Origin of the sequence: Glycocaulis albus, assembly GCF_014639075.1 — a bacterium.
In the GTDB taxonomy this organism is placed as follows: domain Bacteria; phylum Pseudomonadota; class Alphaproteobacteria; order Caulobacterales; family Maricaulaceae; genus Glycocaulis; species Glycocaulis albus.
This window is the reverse complement of sequence record NZ_BMFS01000006.1, coordinates 76,141-88,508: the sequence shown is the minus strand read 5'-3', so window position 1 is coordinate 88,508 and position 12,368 is coordinate 76,141. Positions and strand designations below refer to the sequence as shown.

Genomic DNA, 12,368 nt, shown 5'->3' with positions numbered 1-12,368 from the left:
TATCAGCGCGGCCTGGCGGTGGATTCCCTCACTGCCAGCCCCGGCCGGACTTCCGGATGCCGCGCGCTGGTGTCGCTCTCGGCGTTCGCCAGCACGATCAGCTTTTCAGCCGCGAACCGCCCCATGTCGCGGATTGGCAGGCGCACGGAAGTCAGAGGCGGCCACAGGCGTGCCGCCATCGGACTGTCATCATAGCCGATGACCGACAGGTCGCCGGGTATGGAAACGCCAGCATCGCGCGCGGCGGTATAGACACCGGCTGCCATCTCGTCATTGCCGGTGAAAATGGCGGTTGGAGGGACATCCATCGCGAGAAGCTTGCGCGCGCAGGCAACACCGGAATCGTATGTATACGCCCCTTCCACCACATAGCGCTCTTTAAGTTCCAGCCCCCGCTCGGCCAGCCCTTCGGCAAACCCGCGGCGGCGCTCGTGAGACGAGCGGAAGCTCGGCAGGCCGCTGATGAACGCCACGCGGCGGTGCCCCAGATCGGCAAGGTGCCTGGCGGCTTCCGCCGCGCCAGCGGCATCATGAGTGACAATCATGCGCTCGGCATCATCCAGTGATACCGAGGCAACCCGCACATAAGGGCAGTCGAGATCGCGCAGGATCGCCACCAGGTCATCATCTTCCGACACAGAAGGTGTCAGCACCACGCCAAACAGCTTCAACTGCTCCACAAAAGCCTGAACCTGATCGAGGAAGCCCGGACTGGCCCGGTTACAGGGATGAACTACCAGCTCCAGTCCTGAATCGCGCACCGCATCGAGAATGCCCTGCTGGACATTGACGACATATTGCGGGTTCGGATTGTCATAGATCATGCCGATCAGGAACGAGCGGCGGAAGGCCAGCCCGCGCGCCTGGGGGTCAGGCCGGTAGCCCAGCTCCTTGATGATCGCATTGACCTTGTCACGGGTTTCGACCTTCACGAAGGGCGAACGGTTGATGACCCGGCTCACAGTCTTTTTCGATACACCGGCCAGGCGCGCGATATCATTGATCGTGGCACGCTTGCGCGCTGAGGGTGCGCCAAAGGCATTATCGGAACCGGGTTCGGAACGCGGGCGCCTGCTGGTCATCGGAAAATCCTGACGAATCTGGACGGGATCGTCCCCCTACGGCATAGCACGGACCGCGAGCTTTCTGCCAAACCCGCATCTTGCACCGCCCGCTGCATCGGCCGGCGGACGAGAGCTTGACCCATCATGACACCGGTTTCCATACTGGGGCTGCTGAAGGGGCGATCGAATGAACCGCACGGACACCATGACCGGGATGGACGCGTTTCGCGTCAATACCGCAGACAGCGTTGCCGTCGCCTTGCGCGACTTGTCTCCCGGAGAGAAAGTCCGCATCGATGACAAGGTTTTGGTGCCGTCCTTGGCAATTGCCCGCGGGCACAAGGTGGCGCTCTGCCCCGTGCGCGAGGGCGAACCGGTGCTGCGCTATGGCTGGCCTATCGGACTGGCCAGCAAGGACATTGCGCCGGGCGATCACGTTCACACCCATAACCTGACCACCGCCCTGCAACCCGGCGGCGGCCTCACCTACACCGCCGATACGAACATACACGCTCCGGGTTCGCGGCCGCTCGACCGGACATTTGCGGGATACCGCAGGCGGGGCGGCGCTGTTGGAACACGTAACGAGATATGGATCATCGCAACGGTTGGATGCGTCGCACAGACGGCACGCCGGATCGCGGGCAGAGCGGCGGCCCAGCACGGCGACGGCCTTGATGGCATTCACGCCATTACACACCCGTTCGGATGCTCCCAGCTTGGCGGAGATCTTGCTGACACGCGCGCCATACTCGCCGGCCTGGCCTCCCATCCCAATGCAGGCGGCGTGCTGATCGTCGGTCTGGGATGCGAGTCCAATCAGATCGAGGCACTGCTCGCCGCAGCGCCGGGGCTCGACCCGTCCCGGGTGCGCATCTTGCGCGCGCAAAGCGCCGCGGACGAGCTGGAGGAAGGCGTGGCACTCGCCGGCGAGCTGGCAGAGATCGCCAGGCACGACAGACGCTCGCCCTGCCCGGTCAGTGATCTGGTGATCGGTGTGAAATGCGGCGGGTCAGACGGGTTTTCCGGCCTTACCGCGAACCCGCTGGCCGGACGCATGACCGATATGGTCACCGGCGCTGGCGGGACCAGCATCATCACCGAGATCCCCGAGATATTTGGCGCAGAGCACCTTCTGATGAACCGCGCGGCCGATGAAGGCGTGTTCGCCGCGGGCGCGCGGCTGGTGGAACGGTTCAAGGCCTACTTCACCGATAATGGCCAGCCCGTTCATGAAAATCCGTCACCGGGCAATATCGCTGGCGGCATCACCACGCTGGAGGAAAAATCCCTCGGCGCGGTCCAGAAGGCCGGGCAGGCGGCACTGACCGATGTCATCGCCTATGGTCAGCGTGCAACCCGCCCGGGCCTCACACTATTGGAGGCGCCCGGCAATGATGCGGTGTCGTCAACGGCGCTGGCCTGCGCCGGTGCACAGATCATCCTGTTCACGACCGGCCGGGGCACACCGCTGGGTTTCCCGGTCCCGACTGTAAAGATCGCATCTACTTCCAGCCTGGCGGAGCGAAAGGCGCACTGGATCGACTTTGACGCCGGACCCCTCCTGACCGGCGAGAAGATGGAGATCGTGGAGGCCCGGCTGTTCGATCTCGTTCTGGCGGCCGCGTCTGGCCAGCCCACCCGCAATGAGCATAATGACGAGCGCGAGATCGCCATCTGGAAGCGGGGCGTCACGCTGTGAGCAGGCCGCGGGGAAATATCATGCTGCACGCCCTGCCGGCCCAAGTGGCGCGCCCTGCCTATGACAGGACACAGCTTCAGCCCGGCATTGTGCACATCGGACCGGGCGCGTTCCATCGCGCGCACCAGGCCGCCTTCATCGATACCCTGCTGCACGATGATCCGCGCTGGGCGATCACGGCGATTGCCCTGCGCAGCCGGGACACGACCGATACGTTACGCGCGCAAGACGGGCTGTTCACCCTGAAAACGCTGGGGCCGGGTAGCTGGACCCGCGTGATAGGCGCGATCCGTGATGCCTTCAGCGCGCAGGACGATCCGTCCGGTGCGCTCACCGCTCTTGGCGCGCCAGCGACACGCCTGATCACCCTGACCATCACCGAAAAGGGATATTGCCTCGACGGGAACGGCCAGCTTGACCTTAGCCATCCCGACATCGTTCACGATATCGCGCGGCCGGACGCCCCGCGCAGCGCAATCGGCTGGCTGGTGGCCGGGCTGGCCCGGCGCAAGGCCGCCGGAACACCGCCGCCTGTCGTCATGAGCTGCGACAACCTGACCGATAACGGCAGCCGGCTGCGCGAAGCCGTCGTCCGGCTGGCCCGGCAGTCCGACACCGGGCTTGCCGGCTGGATCGAGCGTCACACCCTCTTCCCACGCACCATGGTGGATTCCATCACACCGGCGAGTGATCCGGCTTTCCTCGACGCGCTGGAGAGCGAGCTGGGCACGCGCGACGACGCCGCCGTCTGCCGCGAGGTGTTCACATCCTGGGTCATCGAAAATCTGGATTGCGAACCCGTCGCCGCGCTGGGCCGGGCAGGCGCCGTCCTGACCAGCGATGTCCGCGGGCATGCCCTTGCCAAGCTGCGCGTGCTGAACGGGGCACACTCCGCGCTTGCCTGGATGGGACTGGCCCTTGGCTATCAGCGGGTAAGCGAGGCAATTTCAGATGACTGGCTGGGCGCCCGCATTGCAGAGATGATCGGCCAGGAAATCCTCCCCGGCCTGGCGCCTGTTCAGGGGCTTGATCCGGACGCTTACGCGCAAGGTGTGCTGGCGCGCTTTGCCAATCCCGCCATCAGCCACAAGCTTTCGCAGATTGCCTGGGACAGCTCGCAGAAACTGCCTGTGCGCCTGCTGGGCACCGTTGCTGACAACCTTCAGGCCGGGCGGCCGGTTGTGCACCTTGCCCGGGCAGCGGCAGCCTGGATGCGCTTTGTGGTGCGGGCCGCAAGGGAGGGTTCGGCTCTCACCGATCCCCTGCAGGAGACATTGCTGGTGGCCGGCCGGGACTGCACCGGAGACCCCGCGGGCGACACTGCACGCTTTCTGGAGATGGAACAGGTCTTCCCGCCTGGCCTTGCGCGAAATCCGGACTTTCGCAGCGCACTGTCGCGCGGCTACGGTGACATCCTCAAGCTGGAGCGTGGGTTACGGCCCTGATCCGCGTATATGGAGTATGCAAATGAGCCGTTACCTCAACGCTGCGGCGTTCGGCGAAGTGATGTTGCGCCTGAGCGCACCAGGGCGCGAGGCATTATTGCATTCACACCGCCTCGAAACCTGGTTTGGCGGCGCAGAAGCCAATGTTGCTGCCGGCCTTGCCGCGCTGGGACACCGCGCGCGTATCATTACCGCGCTGCCGGAAAACGCTATCGGGGATGCGTGCACCGGGGAGCTTCGCCGCTCTGGCCTGGACACCTCGCACATTACCCGCACCGCCGGGCGGATGGGACTCTACTTTCATACCAGCGGCGCGATGCAGCGTCCCGCCGAGATCATCTATGACCGCGCCGGATCTGCCTTCAGCCAGATGCCGCCGGGCGCGTGGGACTGGAAAGCCGCGCTGGACGGGGTGGACTGGCTGCATCTTTCGGGCATCACCCCCGCCCTCGGCGCCGGGCCGGCACAGGCCGCGCTCGACGCCGCGAGAACCGCGCGCGAGCTGGGTGCCAGCGTGTCCTTCGACGTCAATTACCGGCCCATGCTCTGGGGCGGACGCGAAAAAGAGGCAAGCAGCATTCTCGCCGCCCTGGCCACCCACGTGACCGTACTGTTTGCTAGTGCCGGTGACCTCGCCCGCATCCTGCCGCTGGACCAGACCGGCGAGCCGGAAGCCGATTTTGACAACGCGGCTGCGGCCGCCTTCGCCCGGTTTGACGGCCTTCAGCATGTGGCCACCACCTTCCGTCAGTCGCGCGGCACGCTTGACCAGACCCTTCATGCCCGGCTCGCCAGCCGGAGCGGCACGGCGAGCGCCGGACCGGAAAGCCTCGCCGGTATTGTAGAGCGGATTGGTGGCGGCGATGCCTTCGCTGCGGGGCTGATTGACGGGCTCGCACATGGGCTGGACCCGCAAACGGCCCTTGCAGACGCGCTCACAGCCATGGCGGTGAAGCATTCCATGCCCGGCGACATGTGCACTGTACGCCGAAGCGACATCGCTGCCTGGCGCGAAGGGCGTGACCTGAAGCGCTAGAGCGGATTTCGCCGAACGCAAAGCAGTTTGCGGGGCAATTGAGAACCCGAACTGCCTGCAAGGTAAGGAACAACCCGATGACGACACAGGCAGGACACCCGTTTGGCCTCGAACCCGGCAGCGCGATGGGCGTGTCCGGCTGGACGCGGCTGACGCAGGAGGATTTCAACGTTTTCGGCAAGGTCACGCGCGATGAAGACCCGATGCACACCGATCCTGATTGGTGCGCGGCGCACGGTCCCTTCCCGACAACGATCAGCTTCGGCTTTTTCACCCTTTCCCTGCTGACCGGTTTCAGCCATCAGGCCAGCCCCTGGCCGGAAGGCGCCTATGCCATCAATTACGGATTTGACCGTATCCGCTTCCTCGCGCCCGTGCCGGTCAATTCGCGGGTGCGCGGGCACTTCACCTTTCTGGGCGCCGAGGCGCGCAGCGATGGCGGCTTCCTGACGCGCATGGAGGTAACCGTCGAGATCGAGGGTGTGGACAAGCCCGCGCTGGTGGCCGAATGGCTGGGCCTTGTCTACCCGCCTGACGCGCAAATTCGCTAGCCCGTCCGGAACCACCGCGCCGCACCCGGCGTTTCCCTGCTGATCATCATTCGCAGGGCGCGGTCCATCCCGCGCGAGGAGGCACCCGGACATGGGCAAGGCAATACTGATGTGGTTCCTGGGGGTGCCGATCCCCGTCATCATTCTCATCCTGATCCTGTTCTAGGAGGCGCACGACATGACCGATGCATCCATAACAGCGCCCGCAACCACCACCACGCCCGCCCGCTGGACCGGTCCGGCCATCAACTGGTCGGCCGTGTTCGCTGGCGCGTTTGCCGCTGGCGGACTCACCATCATCCTGGTCATTCTGGGGGCGGCATTCGGCTTTGGCGCCATGTCGCCCTTCGCCGGCGACGGGCTGTCCGCCACAACGATCAGCGTCGTGACAATTGTCTGGCTGATCTTCACGCAGATCTTCGCCTCGATCGCGGGCGGCTATATTGCCGGGCGCACACGGCTGCGCTGGTCCATCCACGCTGATGAAGTGTTCTTCCGGGACAGCGTGCACGGCTTTCTGACCTGGGCTGTGGCCAGCGCCTTCATGTTCGCGGCCGCCGCGATCGCTGCCGGCGGCGGCGCACTGGGCGCAACGGCCGTGACTGCTGCTGCGGTGCAGGCTGAAGACGGCGCGCCCGCACCGTCCACCATCATCACCGACCGGCTGTATCGGGCGCCGGGCGCCGACTCCGAAACGCTCGCCACGGCCCGGCAGGAGGCAGACCGCTTTGTCGTGCGGGCCATCGCCGACCCGGAGTCCGTCACTGCCGAGGACCGCGCCTGGCTGGTGGAGGACGTGGCCGAGCGCACCGCCATCGGCGTCAACGAAGCCGAGGCCCGCGTCCAGGATGCGTTCGCCCGGATGGACACGGTCCGCGCCGAGGCACGGGAAGAGGTCGACAATGCCCGCGCCGCCAGCGCAACGCTCGCCATCGCCACGGCACTGGCCATGCTGATAGGCGCATTTGTCGCCAGCGCCGCAGCCGTTTTCGGCGGCCGCGAGCGTGACGGACTGGAAGACCGGCTGGTATAATCCTGACCTGTCCACCGGTCTTCACAAAGGGCGCAGCTTCCCCGGGCTGCGCCCTTTTTCTTTGTTTGGAAACCCGTCACAGTGATCGTGAGCAAGCCCGCTAAGCGCCGGAGATCCACCATGCCCCGCTGGCTGATATTCTTTGCCTGCATTGTCATTGCCGCCCTGGCGGGATGGTCGTTCTGGCGGGCCCTGCCCGCGCCGGATGCACCGGTTGCCGATCCGATTGTGGTCAGCGAGACCGGCAGCCGCACGAATGCCAATCTCATCGCCGTTGAGCCGGTCATGCGGGTCGAGGATTACACCAGTGCGCAAGCCTTCCGGGCGCGGCTGGCCGATTATCTCGACGCGGCGCGCGAGGCGGGGGTTCTGACACCACAAACGATAGCCGTCTTCCCCGAACATATCGCTACCTGGCTGGTCGCCGCAGACGCGCCGCGCGCAGTTTACCGGGCGCGCAGCGTTGACGGGGCGATGATTGCGCTCATCGCTGCCAACCCTCTGCCCTATGCCGGTTCGCTGCTGGCGAGCGGCGAGCCTGACCGCGCCGCTGCCGCCGTGTTCCGCATGCGCAGCGCCGATATGGCGCAGGCCTATCAGGCCGCTTTCAGCGCGCTGGCCGAAGAGTACGCCATCACTATCGTCGCCGGGTCGGTGGTGTTGGCAGGCGCCCGCATCGAGGCCGGCGCAATAGTGGCGGACACGGATGGCCCTCTGGAGAATGTCGGCGCGGTGTTTGCGCCCGATGGCCGGGTCCATGGCGCGCTGGTGCGCAAGGCCTATCCCATTCCGTCCGAGGCAGGCTTCACCGCTGCCGCCAGTCTGGAAGATTACCCCTTATTCGAGACGCCCGCCGGACGGCTGGGCGTGCTGATCTGCGCCGATTCCTGGCACCCGGACGTCTACGCAGCGATCGACGATGCCGAGCTGTTGGCCGTGCCCGCCTTCCTGCAGCCCGGCGATGTGTGGGATGCGCCCTGGGGCGGCTATGTGACGCCCTGGCCCGATGATGTGCCGCGCGGCGAAGCTGGCCGTCTGACCGAAGGCGAGGCCTGGCAGACGCACGCACTCGCAGGGCGCCTGCAGGACACATCGGCCCGTGCCGGCATCACCGCTTTCCTGGGCGGCTCGCTCTGGGGCATGGGATCAGACGGGGCGGCGATTGCGGTTGACCGCGAGGGCATCCACACCGCCAACCGCACGAGCGGCGGTCAGGTATTGGTGATGTGGGTGGGGGAGTAAACCTTACCCATTTCCGCCCGCTTGGCCAACAACCGGGTTCCCGGGCTTGACCCGGGATCCACGGGTTACGCCCGGCGCCAGACTATGGGTCCCGGCTCGGGGACCGGGACCCCGGTGTTGCCCGATCATTGATCAACCCAAAGCCGCCCTTACCTCATCTGCCGCACGCGCGCCCGCTTCCAGCGCGCCTTCGATATAGCCAAAACCCTGAACGGCGGTCTCGGTGCCCGCGACATGGATCGGGCCAATGGGATCGCGCATATTCTGGCCCAGCGTGGTCCAGACGCCGGGACCAAGGATGGAGGCGTAGCAGCCGCGCGTCCACGCATCGCTGGTCCAGTCCTTATCGGCATAGTCGATGGGCGAGCGCGCCTCGTCTCCGAAGAAACCGGCAAAGGCATCCAGCACGGCGTCACGGCGCGTCTCCGCGGAAACTTGCGACCAGCGGCGTGCCTCCTCGCCTTCGATGAAGCCCAGCAGCAGACCGGCAGACCTGCCCTGTTCTGTATTGTCGAAGGTCACGCGCACGGCGAGATCACCGCCCACCGCCTGCCCGGAAAGGCCGCTCTCCCGCCAGAAGGGCCGCGCATATTGCGCCACGCACTTGATGCACGCCCCCGCGGGCATGCGCCGCCATAGCGCATCGCGGTTTGACGGCAGCCCCGGGTCAAAGCGAATGCCCAGCGCCTGTGAAGGCGGCACGGCGAGGATCACGCGTCTGGCGCGCCAGCTCTGGCGGCTGGTGGTGATGGTGACGCTGTCCTTGCCCCAGCCTATTGCCTGCACGGCTTCGCCATAGCGCACCACATCACCCAGAGAAGCCGCCACAGCGGTCGCGAGTCCGCCCATGCCCCCATGCACCCGGTCCTGCTGCGCGCCGCCTGAGACGGACAGGAGCGCGTCCAGCGAGCGCCCCGAGCGCGCATAGAACAGCGCATGCAGCAAGGAGAGCTCATGCGGCTCGGCGCAGAACACCGCCCCGATGCCGATGGTGAACATCTCGCGGGCGCGCTTCGTGAACGTGTGGCGTTTGAGAAAGTCTGCCACCGTGATCCGGTCCCACATCTGCGCTTGCGGGTGCGTCCAGGGTTCAGCCGGATCCAGCTGGCGCGCCATCGCCTCGAAACGCGAGAGCGCGCGGTTCAGGTCCAGCAATACAGGGATGGAAAGGCTGGGAATGGTGCCGCGATAGCGCTTCAGGCGTCCGGCGCGTACCAGATGATCCCCCTCATCCCAGAGCGGGTAGGTAATGAAGCCCATCTCGGCGATCAGGCCATAGAGCCGGTCCTGTCCGGGACCGGCCCATTGCCCGCCCAGATCGGTCTCATCGCCATTGGCAAATGTGTGGGTGAGCACGCGCCCGCCCGCTCGCTCGCGCGCTTCCATCACCACCACATCATGGTCCGGCGCCAGGCGGCGCGCCGCCTCCAGCCCGGAAAAGCCCGCACCGATGATGACGACATCATGCATGGGCAGGCCGCCTCCACGCGAACACGATCACCAGTGGCAATAGCCAGGGCACCACGCGCTCGAAGGGAGAACCCGGCAGGGCCGCGAGATTAGCGAGGAAACCGCCCAGACCGCCCGTGCCTTCCAGTCCCACACCCCTGATGAGGAAGAAGAGCGCGCTCATGCCAAAGCCCAGCGCCATGGCCGCCAGAATGGCGCCGGTTGCCGGCTCCACGCGCGCCACACGGGCCACCACGATGGGCCCGAAAGCCGCGCCCAGCGCCGACCAGGAGAACAGCACCCGGTCGAAGATCGTCGCCGGGATGGCCAGCGCCATGACAACCGCCGCGGCGCACAGGGCCGCCATGACGATGCGCGAGATGAGCACTTCCCGGCCCGGATAGCGCTTCGAGACGCCCATATCGTGGGAAACCGCCGCCGACGTGGCGATGAGCAGGGAGTCCACTGTAGACATCACGGCAGACAGCACGGCGGCAATGATGATGCCGGCCAGCACCGGCGGCAGAAGCTCCCCGGCGAGCGTGTAGAACAGCGCCTCGCCCTCCTGCCCTGCGCCCAGCAGCGCGCGGCCCGAGAGAGCCAGCGTCACCATGCCGGCATAGACGATGACGCCCCAGCCCATCGACACGGCAAAGGCGCGCTTCCTTGCCGCCTCGTCCTTTACGGCCATCAGACGGCTCATCAGCTGCGGCTGGCCGAACGTGCCAAGGCCGATACCGGCGACACCCAGCGCAAAGCCGATAAAAATGAAGATGGCGCGGTTGCCCGTGAAGGACATATAGCCGTCGGGGGCATTGGCCTGCAGCGTGGTCCAGACCTCCGCCGGGCCTCCCGCCGCCATGAGCGCCAGAACGGGCAGCAGAATGGCGATCAGGGCCATCATCGCGCCCTGCAGCGTGTCGGTGACGCTGACCGCCCAGAAGCCGCCCAGAAGCGAATAGATGAGGATGATGCCTGCCCCGATCAGCACGCTTTCCATCCGTCCGAGCTGGAACTGGTTTTCAAAGGCGATGGCCGCCGCACCGAACTGGGCCGCGATGTAGAAGATGAAGCAGAACAGGACCAGCAGCGCCGCCGCCCATAATATGGCCGTGCGGCCTGCGCCTTTCGCGCGCGCGGCGAGGAAATCTCCGAGCGTGACCTGATTTTCGGCAGCGCTTTCGGCGCGCATGCGCGGCCCGAACCAGACCCACATCACGACATAGCCGCCAAGAATCCCCGGCACCATCCACAGCGCGGACAGGCCAACCGCGTAAACGAAGCCGGAAAACCCCAAAAGCACCCAGGCCGACGAGGTGGAGGCCGCGTAGGAGAGGCCCGCGACCCACGGCCCCAGCCCGCGACCGCCCAAGAGAAAGTCTGTCTCGGTGCGGTTCAGGCGCGAGGCCCAAAGACCCACGCCGACCAGCACCAGCTTGTAGGTCACCAGCGTAATCAGTACGGCCAGTTCAGCGTTCATGTCCCTCCCCCGTCTTGTTCTTTCGCTCAGGCGCGGCGCGCATTCACAAACTGCATCAGCATGTAGATGACGGCCCCTGCCAGCAGAAACGCCGCCGTGATCGCCATGGAGCGCAGTGGCACCTGGCTAAGCAATACCAGCGATCCCAGCACCGCCAGCACCGGGATCGTCCAGCCCAGCGGCAGGCGCATCGGCTTTTCGGTCTCGGCAGGCAGGGCGCGCACGCGCGGCATGGCCGCGATGCAGCCCACATAAATGAGCACACGCACGAAGGCGCTCATCGCGGCGAGCGCGAAGAAATCACCCACCACGGCGAGGACCGCAGCCAGTACGGCAAAGAAAATGATGGAATTGGCCGGAACATGCGTGCGCTCATCCACCTTGCCGAACCAGGCCGGCAGGGTCTTTTCCAGCGCCAGCGCGTAGGTCAGGCGCGGTGTTGTCACGACCGTGCCGGTGATATTGCCGCCCACCGAGACGATCACGCCCAGCGTCAGGAGAAGCGCGCCTGCAGGGCCGAACAGGATCGCCCCGGCATCGACCAGCGCACGCTCCGAACTGGCAAGGTCAGGCACGACCGCCACGCACACGATCTGGATAACCACATAAAGCAGGGCCACCACGCCCAGCGCCCAGAACAGGCCGAGCGGCATGGCCTTGCCCGGTTCGCGCGTTTCGCCTGCCGGGATGACGGCTGCCTCCCAGCCGACAAAGGCGTAGATGACCAGCAGAACGGCCGCGCTCCATTGCGCGCTTGCCGGGAAGCCGAGCGAATTATCAGGAAATATCGATGGATTGATATGGAACAGGCCGACCAATGCGATGGCCAGCAGAGGCAGGAATTTCAGTATGGTGAGGAGCCCCATCGCGCGCATGGCGGGCTTGGCACCTGCGATATTGATACCCGCCAACACGGCGATGATCGCGATGATGACCAGAATGCGCAAAGGCCCGCTCTCAAGCGCGGGCACGAAGAAAGCGATGGAGGCCACCATCAGGTTCACGTTCGCGGCAAAGGCGGTGATGCGCGTCGCGTAGACGGCAAGCCCGGTTTCAAACCCGGCAAACTTGCCGAAGGCGGTGCGCACATAGAGCACCGGCCCGCCGGTGGAGGTGAAACGGCTGGCCAGCTCTGCATAGCAGGCAACAATAAGGCCCAGCAGGACCGCGCAGACCACATAGACCAGCGGGCTCCAAACGCCTACCAGCGCGGCCGCGCCGCCGGGTACGGCGAATATCCCGGCACCGATCATGCCATTGACGGCCAGAAGCCAGATGCCCCGCGCCGTTATTTCCCGTTGGAGTTTTTCGCCGCCAGCCATCCCGCCCCCGCATTACTGCCGGGTGCGAGACTGGTCTGCTACGC

General features: G+C 65.8%; 10 protein-coding genes. 6 read left to right on the top strand and 4 right to left on the bottom strand.

Going from position 1 to position 12,368, the window contains the following annotated elements; translation table 11 throughout:
- Nucleotides 1–2: 2 nt before the first annotated feature.
- A complete protein-coding gene (locus IEV75_RS07835) occupies nucleotides 3–1,082 on the bottom strand; it encodes a LacI family DNA-binding transcriptional regulator (protein ID WP_188452006.1) in 1,080 nt (359 codons plus the stop codon).
- 169 nt (nucleotides 1,083–1,251) lie between these two features.
- Here IEV75_RS07835 and IEV75_RS07830 point away from each other — a divergent pair, with 169 nt between their 5' ends.
- The 6 genes from IEV75_RS07830 (at nucleotide 1,252) to IEV75_RS07805 (ending at nucleotide 8,073) form a co-directional block, all read left to right on the top strand.
- On the top strand, nucleotides 1,252–2,766 hold the full coding sequence (locus IEV75_RS07830) for a UxaA family hydrolase (protein WP_217978993.1): 1,515 nt from the start codon (nucleotides 1,252–1,254) through the stop codon (nucleotides 2,764–2,766).
- Nucleotides 2,767–2,786: 20 nt separating this feature from the next.
- Nucleotides 2,787–4,211, top strand: coding sequence for a mannitol dehydrogenase family protein (locus IEV75_RS07825; protein ID WP_188452005.1), 1,425 nt, complete (start codon nucleotides 2,787–2,789; stop codon nucleotides 4,209–4,211).
- Between the two features lie 22 nt (nucleotides 4,212–4,233).
- Nucleotides 4,234–5,247: a sugar kinase gene (locus tag IEV75_RS07820; protein WP_188452004.1), complete on the top strand. Its 1,014-nt coding sequence runs from the start codon at nucleotides 4,234–4,236 to the stop codon at nucleotides 5,245–5,247.
- Nucleotides 5,248–5,324: 77 nt separating this feature from the next.
- Nucleotides 5,325–5,798, top strand: a complete 474-nt coding sequence (locus tag IEV75_RS07815) for a MaoC family dehydratase (protein ID WP_188452003.1) — start codon at nucleotides 5,325–5,327, stop codon at nucleotides 5,796–5,798.
- Between the two features lie 178 nt (nucleotides 5,799–5,976).
- On the top strand, nucleotides 5,977–6,831 hold the full coding sequence (locus tag IEV75_RS07810; protein ID WP_188452002.1) for a hypothetical protein: 855 nt from the start codon (nucleotides 5,977–5,979) through the stop codon (nucleotides 6,829–6,831).
- A 120-nt stretch (nucleotides 6,832–6,951) separates the two neighbouring features.
- Nucleotides 6,952–8,073, top strand: coding sequence for a nitrilase-related carbon-nitrogen hydrolase (locus IEV75_RS07805; protein ID WP_188452001.1), 1,122 nt, complete (start codon nucleotides 6,952–6,954; stop codon nucleotides 8,071–8,073).
- A 132-nt stretch (nucleotides 8,074–8,205) separates the two neighbouring features.
- On the opposite strand, the gene IEV75_RS07800 is transcribed toward IEV75_RS07805, so the two are convergent.
- The 3 genes from IEV75_RS07800 to IEV75_RS07790 are packed head-to-tail and all read right to left on the bottom strand — an operon-like array spanning nucleotide 8,206 to nucleotide 12,324.
- On the bottom strand, nucleotides 8,206–9,543 hold the full coding sequence (locus IEV75_RS07800; RefSeq protein ID WP_188452000.1) for a flavin monoamine oxidase family protein: 1,338 nt from the start codon (nucleotides 9,541–9,543) through the stop codon (nucleotides 8,206–8,208).
- Nucleotides 9,536–11,002 carry a sodium/proline symporter gene (locus IEV75_RS07795; protein WP_188451999.1) on the bottom strand — a complete coding sequence of 489 codons (1,467 nt, stop codon included), beginning with the start codon at nucleotides 11,000–11,002 and terminating at the stop codon, nucleotides 9,536–9,538. The genes IEV75_RS07800 and IEV75_RS07795 overlap by 8 nt, the downstream gene beginning before the upstream one ends.
- Nucleotides 11,003–11,028: 26 nt before the next feature.
- Nucleotides 11,029–12,324, bottom strand: coding sequence for an APC family permease (locus IEV75_RS07790; RefSeq protein WP_188451998.1), 1,296 nt, complete (start codon nucleotides 12,322–12,324; stop codon nucleotides 11,029–11,031).
- Between the last annotated feature and the right edge of the window lie 44 nt (nucleotides 12,325–12,368).

What these genes read in the sequence shown, in the direction of transcription:
- IEV75_RS07835 (WP_188452006.1), bottom strand. Translation starts at nt 1,082, where the DNA reads ATGACCAGCAGGCGCCCGCGTTCCGAACCCGGTTCCGATAATGCCTTT.
- IEV75_RS07830 (WP_217978993.1), top strand. Translation starts at nt 1,252, where the DNA reads ATGAACCGCACGGACACCATGACCGGGATGGACGCGTTTCGCGTCAAT.
- IEV75_RS07825 (WP_188452005.1), top strand. Translation starts at nt 2,787, where the DNA reads ATGCTGCACGCCCTGCCGGCCCAAGTGGCGCGCCCTGCCTATGACAGG.
- IEV75_RS07820 (WP_188452004.1), top strand. Translation starts at nt 4,234, where the DNA reads ATGAGCCGTTACCTCAACGCTGCGGCGTTCGGCGAAGTGATGTTGCGC.
- IEV75_RS07815 (WP_188452003.1), top strand. Translation starts at nt 5,325, where the DNA reads ATGACGACACAGGCAGGACACCCGTTTGGCCTCGAACCCGGCAGCGCG.
- IEV75_RS07810 (WP_188452002.1), top strand. Translation starts at nt 5,977, where the DNA reads ATGACCGATGCATCCATAACAGCGCCCGCAACCACCACCACGCCCGCC.
- IEV75_RS07805 (WP_188452001.1), top strand. Translation starts at nt 6,952, where the DNA reads ATGCCCCGCTGGCTGATATTCTTTGCCTGCATTGTCATTGCCGCCCTG.
- IEV75_RS07800 (WP_188452000.1), bottom strand. Translation starts at nt 9,543, where the DNA reads ATGCATGATGTCGTCATCATCGGTGCGGGCTTTTCCGGGCTGGAGGCG.
- IEV75_RS07795 (WP_188451999.1), bottom strand. Translation starts at nt 11,002, where the DNA reads ATGAACGCTGAACTGGCCGTACTGATTACGCTGGTGACCTACAAGCTG.
- IEV75_RS07790 (WP_188451998.1), bottom strand. Translation starts at nt 12,324, where the DNA reads ATGGCTGGCGGCGAAAAACTCCAACGGGAAATAACGGCGCGGGGCATC.